Below are 15864 nucleotides of genomic sequence, written 5' to 3' on the forward strand. Positions count from 1 at the left end.
AGGTCCCTAACCCAGCGCCTGCTGAAGGTCCTGAAGCAGGTCGTCGACGTTCTCGATGCCCACGGAGAGGCGTACGAGGTCGGCGGGGACCTCGAGGGCCGAGCCGGCGACGGACGCGTGCGTCATGCGCCCCGGGTGCTCGATCAGGGACTCGACACCGCCCAGCGACTCGCCGAGCGTGAACACCTTGGCACGGTTGCAGACCTCGACGGCCGCCTCCTCGCCGCCCGCGACCTGGAAGGAGACCATGCCGCCGAACGCCCTCATCTGCTTGGCGGCGACCTCGTGACCGGGGTGCTCCGGGAGACCCGGGTACAGAACACGTGTCACGCGCGCGTTGCGGGTGAGCATCTCGGCGACCCTGGTGGCGTTCTCGCTGTGCCGGTCCATGCGTACGGGGAGGGTCTTGGCGCCGCGCAGCACCAGCCAGGAGTCGAAGGGCCCGGCGACCGCGCCCATCGCGTTCTGGTGGTACGCCAACTCCTCGCCGAGTCCCTGGTCCGCGGTGATCAGGGCACCGCCGACCACGTCCGAGTGGCCGCCCATGTACTTGGTCAGCGAGTGCACGACGACGTCCGCGCCGAGCGCCAGCGGCTGCTGGAGGTAGGGGGTCGCGAAGGTGTTGTCGACGACCAGCCTGGCGCCCGCGTCACGCGCGATCTGCGCGACGACGGTGATGTCCGTGATGCCGAGGAGCGGGTTGGACGGGGTCTCCACCCAGATGACCTTGGTCTTGGGGGTGACGGCCGCCCGCACGGACGCGGGGTCGCTGGTGTCGGCGACCGACCACTCCACCCCCCACTTGGAAACGACCTTCGCGAACAGGCGGAACGTGCCGCCGTACGCGTCGTTGGGGATCACCACGTGGTCGCCGGGGCTGAGCAGCGTACGCAACAGGCAGTCCTCGGCCGCCAGTCCGGACGCGAACGCGAGGCCGCGGCGACCGCCCTCAAGGGCGGCGAGGTTCTCTTCCAGGGCGGTCCTGGTGGGGTTGGCGCTGCGGCTGTACTCGTAGCCGCCGCGGAGCCCGCCGACGCCGTCCTGCTTGTAGGTCGAGACCTGGTAGATCGGCGGGACGACCGCACCCGTGAGGGGATCGGCGGTGTTGCCCGCGTGGATCGCGAGGGTCTCGAAGTGCTGACTGATGTGCCTGTCGCTCATGCGTCCCGAGCGTAGTGCGCTCGCGGGGCTGATGACGTCACGGCCCGGTGGAGCTGTGGGGGCGAGCGGTTTTTTCACCGGGCGCCGGACCGGGTTGGCCAATTGTCCGACCCGTCTGGTTCGCTTGAGGCATGGAGATTCTCTGGGTCCTGATGGCGCTGGCCATGTTCAGCCTGGTCCTGCTGCCGGTGCTGCGGCGCAGGCGTGCCGGTATACAGCTGGTTTCGCCGGGCGACCCGGACGCCGCGGACCCGGCGAACTACGGGTTCCTGCTCCAGGAGGAGCTGGACATCCGCATGCCGGGCCCCGACCGGGACCTGCTGGACGTGCTGGACCTGGTTCAGCGCACGCAGGACTACCGCTCCGCCACGCAGCTGCTCGCGGGCACGGAGACGGAGGGTGAGCGGCGCTGGCAGCGGGTGCAGGCCTTCGCGGGCGCCGCGTCGCTGGAGCTGCGGCAGCGCCCCGGTGGAGTCAGCGAGACTCCCGGCGGGCAGTGGCTGCGGGTGTGGCGGGCCGAGAAGCCGAAGGACGCGGGCGGCGCGGCGGTGCACGCGGAGTTCCTGGTGCAGCAGGCGTGGCGTACGTCGACGCCGGGGACGGACGAGTTCCGGATCATCATGGAGGAGGCGAGGTCGGCGTGCGGCGAGGCCGCGCTGCTGTCCCCCGGTGACCCGGTCCCGTACATCATCGAGCTGTCGGTGGCCCGCGGACTCGCTTACTCCCAGCCGGAGTTCGAGAAGCTCTGGCTGAAGATCCTGGACCGCGCGCCGGCCCACATGGGAGCGCATCTCGCGGCCCTGCACTACTGGTGCGAGAAGTGGCACGGCTCGCGCGAGATGTCGTACTCGTTCGCGGAGGCGGCGGCCGCGCGTGCCCCGCAAGGTTCCTTGCTGGCCGCCATGCCGCTCTTCGCGGTCTTCGAGCACCTCCCCGAGGTCAATCTGATCCGCAGCTTCTACCAGAGCGAGGTCGTGACGAAGGCCGTCCACGGCGCCCTCCACGCGGTACACGCGGCCCGCCCCGACGACCCGATGCTCGCCCACGTCCGCCACCTCCTGCTGTTCTTCCTGGTCCGCAGCGAGCGCTGGGCGGAGGCCATGAACCAGCTGGTCCACATCGACGGCCACGTCGGCGCCCTCCCCTGGACCCTCACCTCCGACCCGGCAGCGGACTACGCGGTGTACCGAGCCCTGGCGGTGGCGGGCTACGAGGCGAACGGGGGGAGCCCGGCGACGCTTCCCCGCTGATTACCCGGCGGGGCGGCCGTAGGACCGACAACCGGCACGCTGGCGGGGCGGGAGTTCTCTGCCGCTCAGTGCGGCGGGAGTTCTCTGGCGCAGTGCCAGTGCCCGGCGGGCGAAATCCAGTGGCCGCCCGACCGGCCCGGCCCCACGCTGTAGGCCATGCAAGAACCCCAACGCGGGATCCGGGCGGCCTACACCGAGTCCACGATCACCGTCTACCAGGCGTACTCGCCCGAGATCGGCCTGCCCGCTGCCCGCGAGGGCCGTTTCCCGGGCGTGTGGAAGCGGGACAGGATGACGTGGATCAAGCCGTCGTTCCTGTGGATGATGTACCGCTGCGGCTGGAGTGCGAAAGCGGGGCAGGAGACCGTCCTCGCTGTCGAGATCAGCCGTGCCGGCTTCGAGTGGGCGCTGCGCCACGCGTGTCTGTCGAGCTACGTCCGCGGGGTGCACCCGGACCGAGCCACCTGGCAGCGCCAGTTGAGGCGTGCGCCCGCTCGTGTGCAGTGGGATCCGGAGCGGGACCTGCGTCTCCAGCCCCTGCCGTACCGGTCCCTGCAACTGGGTCTCTCCGGCGAGGCCGTACGACGCTACGCGGACGAGTGGACGGTCGCCATCCGCGACATCACTCCGCTCGCCCGCGAGATCCACACCCTTGTCCGCGGTGGCGACTTGGAGTCCGCCACCCGACTGCTGCCCCCGGAACGCCCTTATCCCGTTGGAGACGAACCTCTTGCACACCTGCTGGGATGACGGGCTGGCTCACCCGTCATCTCGTCAGGCTCCGCGTTTGCCGGGCCGCCTCGCCCGGTCAGCCCGTCGTGCGTGTGGGCAGTCGCCATCCCGGGCGCGGGAAGTGGCAGGTGTAGCCGTCCGGGTAGCGCTCCAGGTAGTCCTGGTGCTCGGGCTCGGCCTCCCAGAAGGGGCCGACCGGCTCGACCTCGGTGACGACCTTGTCCGGCCACAGTCCGGAGGCGTCCACGTCCGCGATCGTGTCCTCGGCGATGCGCTTCTGCTCGTCGTCCACGTAGTAGATCGCCGAGCGGTAGCTGAGGCCGATGTCGTTGCCCTGACGGTTCTTGGTGCTCGGGTCGTGGATCTGGAAGAAGAACTCCAGGATCGCGCGGTAGTCGGTCTTCTCGGGGTCGAAAAGGATCTCGATGGCCTCCGCGTGCGTGCCGTGGTTACGGTACGTCGCGTTCGGCACGTCACCCCCGGAGTATCCGACCCGGGTCGCCGTCACGCCCGGGAGCCGGCGGATCAGGTCCTGCATCCCCCAGAAGCATCCGCCCGCCAGCACGGCCCTCTGCGTCTGCGCAGCCATTGCGGCCCTCCAATATCTGTCAGCCATCTGTCAGCTCGGTCACTCGGGCTGCTCGGCTCACACACCGCCGACGTCTCATACCCACTCCGCACAACGCGTGAGGGTTCCAGGCGATTCCGTGCCCGCCAAACCGGCTGGTGCACCGGCCTGGTCACGCGGGCCGGCGGCCGGCAAGGCGGACGCCCTGGTGCGTCGGCGGCGTACCAGGGCGTCCGAGGGGGCGAGCTTTCGGCTCGGGAGCGATCAGGTGCCGTAGACCTGGAACTCCCAGAGCGAGTAGCCGTACTGGGTGGAGCGCGCGGTGCCGTACATCCGCACATACCGTCCGGAACCGGTCACGCTCAGTGTCTGGTTGCCGCCGCTGCCCGCCGTGGTCGAGTAGATGGTGGTCCAGGTCGTCCCGTTGGCCGAGGTCTGGATCTGGTACGCCGTGCCGTAGGCGCCCTCCCAGTTCAGCGCCACCGAGCTGATCGTGTGGCTGGCTCCGAGGTCCACCTGCAGCCACTGGGGGTCGCTGAACGCGCTGGACCAGCGGGTGCCGGTGTTGCCGTCGACCGCCATGGGAGCGGTGAAGCTGGTGTTCTCCGAGGACGAGGCGGTGGCCGTCCTGCCCTGCGACAGGAGCGTGCCGGTGCCCCCGCCGGACGTCGAACCGTAGAGCCTGAGCTCATAGAGCGAGGCGCCGTACGTCGAGTTTCTGGCTGTGGCGTAGATCCGGACGTATCTCCCGGAGCCGGACAGCGCGGTGTCCTGGAGGAGTTGTGGACTGTTGTTGTTGGAGTAGACCGTGGTCCACGTGGTGCCGTTCGTGGATGTCTGTAGCTGGTAGGCCGATGCGGCGGCCGCCTCCCAGATCACCGACGCGTGGGTGAGGTTGTAGGTGGTGCCGAGGTCGACCTGGAGCCACTGCGGGTCGCTGAACGCGCTCGACCAGCGGGTGCTGATGTTGCCGTCGGTGGCGTTGGACGCCGGGAACGACGCGCTCTCCGCCGACGAGGCCGTGGTGGGCTTGCCCTGGGCGATGTTGGTGCCCGTGGTGCCGGCCGGCGCCTTGTTGTAGACGGCCACGTAGTCGATGTTCAGCGAACCGCCGGACACGGTGGCGGCGGTGGGGCCGCCGCCGAAAGCGGCCGGGAAGCCGCCGCCGATGGCCAGGTCGTAGATGATGAAGAAGCTGTGGTCCACCGCGTTCGACCAGGCGGTGGCGTCGAGCTGGTTGGAGCTGAGGGTGTAGAAGTTGGCGCCGTCGAGGTACCAGCGGATCTGCTCGGGGGAGGTCGAGCGGTCGATCTCCACCGCGTAGGTGTGGTACCCGGTCTGGCAGCCGGAGCAGGCGCGTTCGCCGGAGCCGACGCCGGTGGACTCGTTGCACGGGCCGCCCGGGTTGGTGCCGCAGTGCAGGGCGCCGAACACCGAGCTGCGGCCGTTGATGTCCTCCATGATGTCGATCTCGCCGGAGCCGGGCCAGACCGTGCCGACCCGCAGCGGGGAGCCCAGCATCCAGAACGCGGGCCAGTACCCGAGGCCGTTCGTCGTGTTGACGTTCGGCTGCTGGAGCGACGACTCGACCCGTACGACGCCACCGGGCAGCGCGCCGAAGCCGTCGGCCTGCGTCTCGACCCGGCCCGATGTCCAGCCGGCGACCGGATCGGTACCTGTGTGCAGGGCCTTGAGCACCAGATGGCCGTTGCCGTCCTGGTAGACGTTGGACGTGCTGTTGGTCATCGTCTCGACTTCGCCGGTGCCGAAGGTCCAGCCCTCGCCCACGTCGTAGCGCCAAATATCGGTGTTCAGACCGGTGTTGGCGGCGCCGGAGAAGTCGTCACTCCAGGTGGTGGTGAAACCGGCGGGTGCCGCTGGTACGGCCGCGGGGGCGGCCGCTGCGGCGGGCTGCGCCGCGATGGCCGCCGCCGGGGGCTGTGCGGAAGCTCCCTGGGCGGCGGGAGCGCCGGCCAACGCGAACGTCGCCACGGCCGATACCGCCGCGAGCAGGCCAACGCCTGTTCGCCGCCTGCCTCTTCGGCGCGTAATCAGCGGAACCAAGTGCCGGCGCGGGCCTTTGATGGACATCCGTGCTCCTTCCCCGTGGGGGGCGAGGGGCGGCCACTTGGCGCTGCTCCGTCAGGCGGCGTCCCTATGGGTGGAGGTGAGAGCGCTCTCAGGAGCGTGTTCCTCACGTCGGGTCCATGTCAATAGAACTGGCACAACCCTCGACGAACGTGGCCGCCGCCCGGAGTTGCTCCCGGGAACCGACTGCCCCTTTCCGCGAGGGGTGGCCGGATCACCCCGGTTTTTCCGGCCCGGTGGAAGACGGGTCAGTCCGCCGCAGGCGATGAAGGGACGCACGGAATCGCCGAGTTGGGGTCGAAGCCTGCGAACGCCAACCCGATGACGAAACCCGCCACCTCTTCCAGCTGGTGGACCCGATCGAGCGCCCCGAGGACCGCCGGCGTACCGCCGACGCCCCGCACCAGTTCGCCGACGATGCGCAGTGCCGCCGTATCGTCGCCGCACATCGCGACGGTCACGCGGGACCGGACAGCTCCGGGAGGGCGCGTCGACGACTGGCCGGCCTGCTGACCCGTCCGCCGGCCCGTCCACTGATCGGCGGGAAAGAGGTGGAACGCCTTCACGACGTGGGCCCCTGGGGCGAGTTCGGCGATCCGCCTCGCCATCGACTCGCCCGGTCGGGTGAGCAGCGCACCGACACCATGTGCGACAGCGTTCGTGGGATCGATCAACGGCGTGCCTTCAAGTAGACCGTCCGACGCGCCCGCCGATCGCAGCATGTCCTGGACGCCGTCCCACGACACGGCGAGCAGCACCGCGTCGCGCCCGGCGACCACCTCACGCGGCGGGACGGCGAGCACTCCGTGCCCCAGCCGCTCGGCAAGCTTGTCCGCCTTGGCCTGCGACCGCCCGCCGATCACCACCTCATGCCCCGCACGTGCCCAGCCCTCACCCAGGGCCGCCGCCAGTGTCCCTGTTCCCAGGATCCCGATGTTCATCGTCGCTGCCTCTCTCAAGCCGTAACAAGGCGTAGCAAGCCGCAACAAGCCTTCGCCAGTACGGCAGTTGGCGCCAGTACGGCAGTTACGGTAGGGAAGGCGTTACGCACCGATCAGTGCGTAACCGACGCGGGACGATGGGCGGCGAGATGACTGATCCCGAAACCCACTGCCACGAGTTGGTCGCCGACTGCCGTCTGCGTGCGGCCACCGATCTCTTCGCCCACACCTGGGATCCCGTCGTACTGGCGGCTCTTCGGACGGGACCGCGCCGACGCCGCGAGCTGCGCACGGCGATCGGCGGCATCAGCGACAAGGTTCTGACCGACACCTTGCACCGCTTGCTCGCCGCCGGTCTGATCGGCCGTCACGCACACGCCGAGGCGCCACCTCGTGTCGAGTACGGCCTGACCAGCTTGGGCCAGAGCCTCGTCGAGGGCCCGATGACGGCACTCGGACACTGGGCCGTCGAGCACGGCGACGAGCTCCTCGAAGCCCAGGAAAGCACGGCACGGACACGGGGGTGACGTACCGCTCCGCCGTATCGCTCCCTGCGACTCGGCCTGTCCGGTGCGGCCGTACGACGCTACGCGGACGAGTGGACGGTCGCCGTCAGCGCCGTGGTCTCACTTGCCCACGAGGTCCTCGTCCGGCCGGTTGAGCGTCGGCGAATCAGCGTCGGCAAAATAGATCACCAGCGTCTGTTCCGGCTGCTCGGCCAGGTGGAAGGCGGTGTACGTGTAGTCGATCGCCTCGCGTCCCGGATGCCGCAGCCGTTTCCTTCCGCTGTGCCTGGCCTGCACCTCGTACTGGGGCCACCAGATCCGCGCTTCCGGGCTGCCCTCGTGCAACTCCTCGATCAGCCGGGTGTACCGCGGGTCGGCGGGATGGCGCCCGGCCAGCGTCCGAAGCCGGGCGAGCAGGCCTCGCGCCTCCGGCTCCCAGTCCACCAACACGTCCCGGGCGGCGGGTTCGAGGAAGACCCAGCGGACGAAGTTCGCCGGCCGGTCGGCCTCGGTGATCAGGTTCGGGAAGAGCTGGTCGGCGGCCTGGTTGTGGCTGAGGACGTCGTAATTTCCGTCGATGACGTAGGACGGGTGCGGCTGGAGCAGCAGGGGGACGGCCGCCACCTCCGACGTGAGCGGCTCGGGTGTCTCGGCTTCGGCCAGTGGCGTGTGACCGGCCAGCTGGAGCAGGGTCGTGCGCTCGTGCCGGTCGAGCCGCAGCACCGAAGCAAGCGACTCGAATACCTGCTCGGAAGCGCGGATCTCCCGCCCTTGCTCCAGGTACGTGTACCAAGTGGCGCTGATCCCGGCGAGCAGGGCGAGTTCCTCCCGTCGAAGACCCGGCGTCCGGCGGCGACCGGTCTGCGGCAGGCCGACCTCGTCCGGCGTGAGGCGTTCTCTGCGACTGCGCAGGAAGGCGCTCAGTTCCTGACGTTGATCCGGCTGTTTCGGCATGGTGTGTGGCAGCCCTTATTCCAGAATAAATACGTTCTGGATACCAGGCTAAACCTGTCACACACTGGATTCAAGTACGGAACACAACGCAAGGAGGAGGGCGTCATGTCGGGAATCGACGGCAAGGTAGTGGCGATCACGGGGGCCAGCGGCGGCATCGGCGAAGCGACGGCGCTGTTGCTCGCCGAACGCGGCGCACGACTCGTTCTGGGCGCGCGTCGGTCCGAGCGTCTGGAGGAGCTGGTGGCCCGGATCGAGAAGGCGGGCGGCGAGGCCGTGCAGATACGCACCGATGTGACCCGCCGGGATGACCTCCACGCCCTGGTCGCGCTGGCCGGCGAGCGCTTCGGCCGACTCGACGCGCTCGTGAGCAATGCCGGGCTCGGCACGATCTCGCCTCTCGACGATCTGCGCGTCGACCACTGGGATCAGATGGTCGACGTCAACGTGAAGGGTGTGCTGCACGGAATCGGTGCCGCGCTGCCGGTCTTCCGGGCGCAGGGCACCGGCCACTTCATCACCATCGCCTCCACGGCCGCGTTTCGCGTCGCGCCGGCGATGGCTGTCTACGCCGGTACCAAGGTCGCGGTCCGGGCCATCTGCGATGGACTGCGCCAGGAATCCGGCGGCTCCCTGCGGGTGACCACCGTCTCGCCCGGTATGACCGCGACCGACTTCGCCGAGGCGTCGCCCAACAGTCGGGTCCGTGCGGAGATCACGAAAATGCGGGACGACTTCGCGATCCCGCCGGAGGCGATCGCCCGGGCCATCGCCTTCGCCATGGAACAGCCTGACACCGTGGACGTGAACGAGATCGTCGTCCGCCCCACCGCCCAGAACTGACCTCCCCCACCGTCCCGATACGACCACCCCGCCCGCGCCTGCGGGATTGCCCCGCGGGTCACTCGGCCGGTCGAGAATCAGCGGCCGCCATCACCGGCCGGCCCCGCGCTGTACGCCGTGGAAGAACCCCCGCGCGGGATCGGGGTGGCCCACACGGCATCCACGGTCACCGTCTGCCAGGCGTACTCCCCGGAAATCGGCCAACTCGCCGCCCAAGAGGGCCATTTCCCTCCGGCGTGAAAACGGGATCGGGTGACGTGGGTCATCAAGCGGCCTTCACCGCCTGCAAGGGCACGTGCCTCAACGCAGCCCTGCATCAACTCTGTTTGGCAAGCCTGCCCAGACATGGATCATGGGGCCGTGGCGAAGTGGACGAAGAAGGCAACTCCCTTTGAGCGGGCGGATCTCGAACCAGAGCTCTCGGCATACCAGCAAGCAATGAGGAACCGGCTTCTCGCGGCCCCTGTGCTGCCTGCCCCCGAACCCTGGCGGCCTGTTGCCTTCGTTCCGGTCGGCGGGCTCCTCGGGATGGGCTTCGCTGTGCACCCCGACAACGGCCACGATCTGGCGATGGTCGTCTCCCACGACGGTGACGGTCTCTTCGACACCGTCATCGGGGAGGAGATCGCCCGGGACCGCGACCCCGACCCGGAGGACAGCACCCCCGACGCGGTTGCCGACCTGTCCTGCCCCGGCCTCGGGCCCCTCACCGGAAGCCGCGTACACATCGCAGGGCTTTTCGGCGGAGGGCTTCACACCACTACCGCGGACGGCTGGACTCTGGAAGTCGTCGCCCCGGCCTGGCCGAATCACCGAGTCCTGCTCTCCGGCGACGGCGGCCTGCCCCACTCCGGTCCGCACGGAGAACGGTGGTGGCACATCTTCCACTCGAACTATTCCGAACTCCGCGCGGTCGGTTTCTCGCCCTCCGGGCAGACCATCGCCGTAGCGACGAGCAGCGACATCTCACTGTGGACACGCAGGACGGACGCCCAACGAAAAGGCATGGCGATGGACGAAGACGAGAGCCTGCGCAAGTACGGCCTCCACCCCGTCGGGGCGAACCTCGACGAAGTACGAGCTCTGCTCACCGAACAGACCCGGCTGGAGACACGGACGCAGGGAGACGGTGATACGGAGCTGATGAAGTTGTGCTGCGTGCAGCTCTTCAACGCCGGAACACTCGAAGACGTGCTCCTCATCTGGCGGGCGAAGTCCGCCGGTATGGACGCGGGCTGCTCGATCGACGTGCAGTTGCTGTGCGGCAGCGGCCTGGCGACGACCAAGGCGTACCTGTCGAGCCGGCAGCTACCCGAAGCCGAGGCGGCACTGCAACAACTGCTCCGATGCGAAGCGGCCGGCGACTTCGAGGACTTCTCCGTAGAAGGCCACTCGGCTTTCTACGCCGCGTACTACGCGCCCTGACGCCGGTTCCTCCGACACCGCATCGGCCGCCAGAGACGGTCGGTTCACCGACAGGCTCATCGGCGGGACCGTCCGCGAGTCCACCGGGGGCTACCCGCTGGTCGACCCGGCTGGGCTTGCGGACCCGCCCCACGGTCCGGCCCACCCGGCACGCCGCGCGCCGCTCACCTCGTCCCCACCGTCCGCAGCGCCGTAAGGATCAGTGTGCGGGTGACGTGCAGGGTCTCGGTGAGGGAGACGTGTTCCTGGGTGCTGTGGGCGACGCGGATGTCGCCCGGGCCGAACTGCAGGGTCGGGATGCCGGCGGCGGCGTAGAGGCGCAGGTCGCTGCCGTACGAGGCGCCGTGTTCGGAGGGGGCGGGGGCGCCGCCCGAGACGGCCCGCGCCGCCTCCCGTACGACATCCCGCAGCGGATGCTCCGCCGGCAGGCGCCCGCTGGCGAACTGGCCCCCGGGCCAGCTGACCTCCGCCGGATGGTCGCGCAGCCACGGGTCGGCGGCGCAGGCCTCGGCCACGCACCTCTCCAGGGCGGCGCGGGCAATCACGGGGTCCTCGTCGAGACGTACGCCGAACCGGCCCTCGGCGACCAGCAGATCGGGCACGGTGCTCGCCCAGTCGCCCGAGCGGACCGTACCGACGGACAGCGCGTAGGGAATGCGGTGCTCGGCCATGAGGGGGTCCGGGTCGGCGTTGCGCTCGGCCTCCAGGCCGGCCAGCGCGCGGTGGACGGGCAGGTACGCGTCGACGGCGCTGACCCCGGCGTCACGGGAACTGCCGTGGGCGGCCAGACCGGGAACGGCGATACGGAAGGTCAGCGCGCCGGCGTTGGCCGTGATCAGGGTGCTGTTGGTCGGCTCGGTGATGACGCAGGCGTCGCCCGTGTGACCGCGCCGGAGCGTGCCGAAGGCGCCGAGTCCGCCGTCCTCCTCCCCCACCACGAAGTGCACCGCCAGCCTGCCGCGCAGCCGCACACGGCTCGCCCGGATCGCGGCCAGCGCGGCGAGGTGGGCCACCAGACCGGCCTTCATGTCGCACGCGCCCCGGCCATGCACGGTGTCGCCGGCCACCCTCGGTATGAACGGGTCCCCGTCCCAGCCCGCCAGGTCACCGGGCGGTACGACGTCCACATGGCCCTGGAGGATCAGGGTCGGCCCGTCGCCGCCGTCCTCGGTGACCCCCACCAGACCCCACGCCTCGTCGCGCGGCGCCTCCGACCCGGGGAAGCCGGGGTCCGCGAGCAGCGCGGGCAGGTCCATGGACCACAGGTCGACGTCGAGGCCGAGCCGGTCCAGCCGTCCGGCCAGGTCGTGCTGTGCCTCGGACTCCGCCGGGCTCCCCGTCACGCTCGGGATGGCGATCAGCTCCAGGAGGTTCCGGGCGATGGCCTCCTCGTCGATCGCGGCCAGGGCGGCGGCCTCCTGCGCACTCAACTCGGCGCTGGACACGTCGGTCGTCATGGGCGGTCGCTCCTGTCGCGGCTCAGTGTTTCACTGCTCGTAGCGTGGTGTTGGCCTCGGCATCGACTGTGGCATCGGCGGTGACGCTGGACTTGCCGTTGGACTTGGCATGTGCCCGAGATCACTGCGGATCCTACGGCGCAGGGGGTCAGGCCGGTATCCGCGCCGGGAGGCTTTGGTGGGCATCGCTTCGTTGCCGTACGTCGACGAGCACGTCACGGTCGTCGTGGCGGAGGCCGACGACGTCTGGCGTGCTCTGGCCGAGACGCTGGAGCGGTCCTTCTCGCGTCCCCGCGCGGCGGGCTACGCGCGGCTGGTCGGATGCGCCGACCGTACGGCGGCCGGGCCGCGGCCCCTTGCCGAGGGGTCGGCTTTCCCCGGGTTCCGGGTGGTCACCGCGGTGCCGGGGCGGGAGCTGCTCCTCGAGGGGCGCCACCGCTTCTCGACGTACGCCCTCATCTTCCGTCTGGACCACGCGGCACCGGGACGAACCCGGCTGCGCGCCGAGACCCGGGCCGCCTTCCCCGGCCCGGCCGGCCGCCTGTACCGACGGCTCATCACCGGAACGGGCGCGCACGCGGCGGGCCAGCGGCGCCTGCTCGCGGCGATCCGGCGGCGATCCGAGTAGCAGTGGCAGCAGTGGCAGCAGTGGCAGCAGTGGCAGCAGTGGCACAACGCACAAGCGGGGCCCCCGGTTCCGACCGACCCAGCAAGGGAGCTTAAGGTAAGCCTTACCTAATTCACCGATCGGAGTCGTCGTGCGCACCTGGGGATCATGGGGATCGAAGGCCGTACTGGCCGTTGCCGTCGTCGGCGGGCTGTTGGCCGGATGCTCGTCCAGCGATGAGGCCTCCTCCCAGAGCGGGAGCGCCTCCTCCGACTCGGACCGCAATCTCGTGGCCGGCGCCTCCGAGGGACCCTCCGTGGCCCCCAGCGCCGTCGAGGCCGGTATGGGCGCCGGCAGTGCCAAGGACGGGGAGTTCCCGCGGACCGTCGGGCACTTCGAGGGCAAGACGGAAATCAAGACCGAGCCCGAGAAGATCGCCGTGCTCAGCACCGGACAGCTCGACGACCTGCTGTCCCTCGGCATCGTCCCGACGGTCACGACCCGCGCCGACAACGCCGGGCTCGTGCCGGACTATCTGGCGGACGCCTTCCCCGCGGACAAGAAGCAGCTCGCGGAGATGACCGACGCGGGCACCCGCCAGGCGCCGAACCTGGAGACGCTGGCCGCCGCCAAGCCCGACCTGATCCTGCTCAACGACTCGCTCGGTGACCTCTACCCGCAGCTGTCGAAGATCGCGCCGACCGTCGTCACGGCAGGCAACGGCATCAACTGGAAGCGCGACCTGCTGCTCGTCGGCGACGCGGTCGGCAAGGGCGAGCAGGCGCAGAAGCTGCTCGACGACATCACGGCCGACGCCGCCACCAGCGGCAAGAGCCTCGGCGATCCCGCCGTGTCGATGCTCCGGTTCACGCCGGACCGTACGCGGATGTTCGGGGTGTCCTCCTTCACCGGGTCGATCGCCGTCGACATGGGGCTCGGCCGGCCCAAGTCGCAGCAGTTCAACGCGATTTCGCAGGACATCGGCGCGGAGAGCATCGACACCGCGGACGGTGACTGGATCTTCTACTCCGTGCAGGGCGACGCGTCCAAGACCGACGCCGGCAGCGTGCTCGCCGGACCGCTGTGGAAGTCGATGAAGGCCGTCAAGGCGGGCCGGGCGGTGAAGGTCGACGACGACCCCTGGTACCTCAACGCCGGCCCGACCGCCGCGAAGCTCGTCATCAAGCAGCTCACGGACACCATCGGCAAGTGAACCGGCAAGCGACCAGTCATACGACGGTCGGCAGGCGCACGGCCGCCAGGCGCACCGCCTGGCTCACCGCCGCCCTCCTCCTCACGGTCACCGCCGTCGCGCTCAGTCTCGCCGTCGGCACCCGGCCCGTCCCCCTGTCCGCGGTCCTCGACGCCCTCGTGCACGGCGGGGGTTCACCGGACGCGCTGGTCGTACGGTCGCTGCGGGTGCCGCGGACCGCGATCGGGCTGACGGCGGGGGCCGCGCTGGGGCTCGCGGGGGCGGCGCTGCAGGCGGTCACCCGCAATCCGCTCGCCGATCCGGGGATCCTCGGACTGAGCCAGGGTGCGGCGGCCGGCGTCGTGTTCGCGATCGCGCTCGGCTGGGCGAACGGCTTCTCCGGGTACGTCTGGTACGCCTTCGCCGGCGCCGTCGCCGCCGCGTGTGTCGTGTACGCCATCGCCTCACGCGGGCGCGGCGGCGCCTCGCCGGTGAAGCTCGCGCTCGCAGGAACGGCCCTGTCCGCGATGACGGCAGGCGCCACCACCGTTGTCCTGACGTCGAGTTCGGCGACCCTCGACCAGTTCCGGTTCTGGCAGGTGGGCGCGCTCAGCGGGCGGGACGCGGGGACCGTCGGACGGATGCTGCCGTTCCTGATCGCGGGCGCGCTTCTGGTGTTGGCCTGTGCCCGCGGCCTGGACGCGCTCGCGCTCGGCGACGACACGGCGCGGGCGCTGGGCCACCGGGTCGCGCTGGTACGAGGGTGTGCGGCGCTCGGCGCGACGGTCCTCACCGCGGCCGCGGTCGCCGCCGCCGGGCCCATCGCCTTCATCGGCCTCGCCGTACCCCACCTCGCCGCCCGCCTCGTCTCCGGCGGCCACCGCTGGACCCTCCCCCTGTCCGCCCTCCTCGGCGGCGCCCTGTTGCTCGCGGCTGATGTGGCGGGACGGGTGGTCCGCGCCCCCGCGGAGGTCCCGGCCGGTGTGATGACCGCGCTCGTGGGCGTGCCCGTACTGATCGTGCTCGTACGCCGGAAGTCGGTGGGCGCATGAGCACCAGCGCTTACCCCCGCTCAGCCGGCCTCTCCGCCGTCCGCCACCGCGGCCTCTCCGTCCTCCTGCACCGGCGCTCGGCGGCCGTCGTCTGCGCACTCGTCCTGGTCCTCGCGGGCGTCATGCTGCTGTCGGCGTGTGTCGGGCAGACGTACATCCCGCCGGGTGAGGTGTGGCGGGTGCTGCGCGGTCAGGGAGGCCCGTACGACCTGATCGTCGGTGAGCTTCGGGTCCCGCGGATCGTGCTCGGCGCGCTGGTCGGCACCGCGCTCGGGCTGTCCGGGGCGCTCGTGCAGACGGTGACGCGCAACCCGCTGGCCAGCCCGGACGTCATCGGCGTCGGACACGGCGCAGCCGCCGCGACCGTCCTGGCGCTCGCCACCGGTACCGTCGCCTCACCGGGCGCGCTCCCCGCCGTCGCGGTCACCGGCGGTCTGGTGGCCGCCGCGCTGGTGTACGTGCTGGCCTGGCGGCACGGGATGCAGCCAAGTCGGTTCGTACTGACGGGAGTCGGGATCGGGGTCGCGCTCTCGGCCGTCGTACAGCTGTATCTGACCGAGAGCGAACTCTCCCAGGCCGAAGCGCTCAAGCTGTGGCTGACCGGGAGCCTGAACGGGCGCGGCTGGGAGCAGGCGGGGCCGCTCGGCTGGGTCCTGCTCCTCTCGCTGCCCGCGCTGGTGTGGGCGAACCGGGCGCTGCGGCCGCTCGGCCTCGACCCCGAGACGGCCGCCGCGCTCGGCGTACGCGTGCACCGCACCCAACTCGGGCTCACCTTCCTGGGCGTGGTGCTGGCCGCGGTCGCGACGGGTGCCGCGGGCCCGATCGGTTTCGTCGCGCTCACCGGGCCGCAGCTGGCCCGCCGCATCACGCGCACCCCTCAACTGCCGCTCGTCGCCTCCGGGTTGACGGGGGCGGTCATCGTGGTCGGCGCCGACCTGGTGGCCCGTACGCTGCTGCCGCCGCTGGAGATCCCGGTGGGGGCGCTAACGTCCCTGGTCGGGGGGCCGTATCTGCTGTGGCTGCTGGGGCGTTCGGGCAGGCGCTGAACCCAGCCTCGGAGAACCGGGCCGGCCTGGCACTGAACCCGG

Annotated in this window: 14 protein-coding genes and 1 pseudogene; 9 read left to right on the forward strand and 6 right to left on the reverse strand. The window is 70.5% G+C overall.

The features are described from left to right. Positions 1-6: 6 nt before the first annotated feature. Positions 7-1161 (reverse strand): cystathionine gamma-synthase, encoded by a 1155-nt coding sequence (locus ACFVKT_RS39280; RefSeq protein ID WP_385741489.1) that lies wholly within the window; start codon positions 1159-1161, stop codon positions 7-9. A gap of 131 nt (positions 1162-1292) precedes the next feature. Between ACFVKT_RS39280 and ACFVKT_RS39285 the strand changes: the two genes are divergently transcribed. Both ACFVKT_RS39285 and ACFVKT_RS39290 read left to right on the forward strand, forming a co-directional pair. Then, on the forward strand, positions 1293-2411 hold the full coding sequence (locus ACFVKT_RS39285; RefSeq protein ID WP_385741491.1) for a hypothetical protein: 1119 nt from the start codon (positions 1293-1295) through the stop codon (positions 2409-2411). Between the two features lie 156 nt (positions 2412-2567). Continuing rightward, the gene (locus ACFVKT_RS39290) at positions 2568-3161 is read left to right on the forward strand and encodes a DUF4291 domain-containing protein (RefSeq protein WP_385741494.1); all 594 of its coding nucleotides are present in this window, start codon (positions 2568-2570) and stop codon (positions 3159-3161) included. Between the two features lie 58 nt (positions 3162-3219). Here the strand turns inward: ACFVKT_RS39290 and msrA are convergent, their stop codons facing one another. The 3 genes from msrA to ACFVKT_RS39305 all read right to left on the reverse strand — a co-directional run bounded on the left by msrA (position 3220) and on the right by ACFVKT_RS39305 (position 6740). Further along, the gene (msrA, locus tag ACFVKT_RS39295) at positions 3220-3732 is read right to left on the reverse strand and encodes a peptide-methionine (S)-S-oxide reductase MsrA (RefSeq protein ID WP_385741497.1); all 513 of its coding nucleotides are present in this window, start codon (positions 3730-3732) and stop codon (positions 3220-3222) included. 243 nt (positions 3733-3975) lie between these two features. Then, entirely contained in the window at positions 3976-5703 is a 1728-nt protein-coding gene (locus ACFVKT_RS39300) for a discoidin domain-containing protein (protein ID WP_385741500.1), read from the reverse strand. A gap of 344 nt (positions 5704-6047) precedes the next feature. Beyond that, positions 6048-6740 carry an NADPH-dependent F420 reductase gene (locus ACFVKT_RS39305; RefSeq protein WP_385741502.1) on the reverse strand — a complete coding sequence of 231 codons (693 nt, stop codon included), beginning with the start codon at positions 6738-6740 and terminating at the stop codon, positions 6048-6050. Between the two features lie 149 nt (positions 6741-6889). Between ACFVKT_RS39305 and ACFVKT_RS39310 the strand changes: the two genes are divergently transcribed. Then, complete coding sequence (locus ACFVKT_RS39310) at positions 6890-7267, forward strand: winged helix-turn-helix transcriptional regulator (protein ID WP_385741505.1); 378 nt, start codon at positions 6890-6892, stop codon at positions 7265-7267. 99 nt (positions 7268-7366) lie between these two features. On the opposite strand, the gene ACFVKT_RS39315 is transcribed toward ACFVKT_RS39310, so the two are convergent. After that, positions 7367-8200 (reverse strand): helix-turn-helix transcriptional regulator, encoded by an 834-nt coding sequence (locus ACFVKT_RS39315; protein ID WP_385741508.1) that lies wholly within the window; start codon positions 8198-8200, stop codon positions 7367-7369. A gap of 105 nt (positions 8201-8305) precedes the next feature. On the opposite strand from ACFVKT_RS39315, the gene ACFVKT_RS39320 reads away from it, so the two are divergent. Together ACFVKT_RS39320 and ACFVKT_RS39325 are read left to right on the forward strand one after the other, a co-directional pair. Then, on the forward strand, positions 8306-9043 hold the full coding sequence (locus ACFVKT_RS39320; RefSeq protein ID WP_385741511.1) for an SDR family oxidoreductase: 738 nt from the start codon (positions 8306-8308) through the stop codon (positions 9041-9043). 360 nt (positions 9044-9403) lie between these two features. Beyond that, positions 9404-10027 (forward strand): annotated as a pseudogene (locus ACFVKT_RS39325) (hypothetical protein); the annotation flags it as partial. Between the two features lie 605 nt (positions 10028-10632). Here ACFVKT_RS39325 and ACFVKT_RS39330 read toward each other — a convergent pair. Continuing rightward, complete coding sequence (locus ACFVKT_RS39330; protein ID WP_385741514.1) at positions 10633-11925, reverse strand: ArgE/DapE family deacylase; 1293 nt, start codon at positions 11923-11925, stop codon at positions 10633-10635. A gap of 178 nt (positions 11926-12103) precedes the next feature. On the opposite strand from ACFVKT_RS39330, the gene ACFVKT_RS39335 reads away from it, so the two are divergent. The 4 genes from ACFVKT_RS39335 to ACFVKT_RS39350 all read left to right on the forward strand — a co-directional run bounded on the left by ACFVKT_RS39335 (position 12104) and on the right by ACFVKT_RS39350 (position 15822). Beyond that, positions 12104-12553, forward strand: a complete 450-nt coding sequence (locus ACFVKT_RS39335; protein ID WP_385741517.1) for a hypothetical protein — start codon at positions 12104-12106, stop codon at positions 12551-12553. 130 nt (positions 12554-12683) lie between these two features. After that, positions 12684-13745, forward strand: a complete 1062-nt coding sequence (locus tag ACFVKT_RS39340; protein ID WP_385741520.1) for an ABC transporter substrate-binding protein — start codon at positions 12684-12686, stop codon at positions 13743-13745. Next, positions 13742-14776: a FecCD family ABC transporter permease gene (locus ACFVKT_RS39345; protein WP_385741522.1), complete on the forward strand. Its 1035-nt coding sequence runs from the start codon at positions 13742-13744 to the stop codon at positions 14774-14776. Before ACFVKT_RS39340 ends, ACFVKT_RS39345 begins: the two co-directional genes overlap by 4 nt. Continuing rightward, positions 14773-15822: a FecCD family ABC transporter permease gene (locus tag ACFVKT_RS39350; RefSeq protein WP_385741525.1), complete on the forward strand. Its 1050-nt coding sequence runs from the start codon at positions 14773-14775 to the stop codon at positions 15820-15822. The genes ACFVKT_RS39345 and ACFVKT_RS39350 overlap by 4 nt, the downstream gene beginning before the upstream one ends. The last annotated feature ends 42 nt before the right edge of the window (positions 15823-15864 follow it).

It is taken from the genome of Streptomyces sp. NPDC127595 (genome assembly GCF_042671685.1).
GTDB lineage: Bacteria > Actinomycetota > Actinomycetes > Streptomycetales > Streptomycetaceae > Streptomyces.

Excerpts from the sequence above, each read along its gene's own strand:
- ACFVKT_RS39315 (WP_385741508.1), bottom strand. The coding sequence starts at position 8,200 with ATGCCGAAACAGCCGGATCAACGTCAGGAACTGAGCGCCTTCCTGCGC.
- ACFVKT_RS39285 (WP_385741491.1), top strand. The coding sequence starts at position 1,293 with ATGGAGATTCTCTGGGTCCTGATGGCGCTGGCCATGTTCAGCCTGGTC.
- ACFVKT_RS39290 (WP_385741494.1), top strand. The coding sequence starts at position 2,568 with ATGCAAGAACCCCAACGCGGGATCCGGGCGGCCTACACCGAGTCCACG.
- ACFVKT_RS39320 (WP_385741511.1), top strand. The coding sequence starts at position 8,306 with ATGTCGGGAATCGACGGCAAGGTAGTGGCGATCACGGGGGCCAGCGGC.
- ACFVKT_RS39305 (WP_385741502.1), bottom strand. The coding sequence starts at position 6,740 with ATGAACATCGGGATCCTGGGAACAGGGACACTGGCGGCGGCCCTGGGT.
- ACFVKT_RS39310 (WP_385741505.1), top strand. The coding sequence starts at position 6,890 with ATGACTGATCCCGAAACCCACTGCCACGAGTTGGTCGCCGACTGCCGT.
- ACFVKT_RS39280 (WP_385741489.1), bottom strand. The coding sequence starts at position 1,161 with ATGAGCGACAGGCACATCAGTCAGCACTTCGAGACCCTCGCGATCCAC.
- msrA (WP_385741497.1), bottom strand. The coding sequence starts at position 3,732 with ATGGCTGCGCAGACGCAGAGGGCCGTGCTGGCGGGCGGATGCTTCTGG.
- ACFVKT_RS39330 (WP_385741514.1), bottom strand. The coding sequence starts at position 11,925 with ATGACGACCGACGTGTCCAGCGCCGAGTTGAGTGCGCAGGAGGCCGCC.
- ACFVKT_RS39350 (WP_385741525.1), top strand. The coding sequence starts at position 14,773 with ATGAGCACCAGCGCTTACCCCCGCTCAGCCGGCCTCTCCGCCGTCCGC.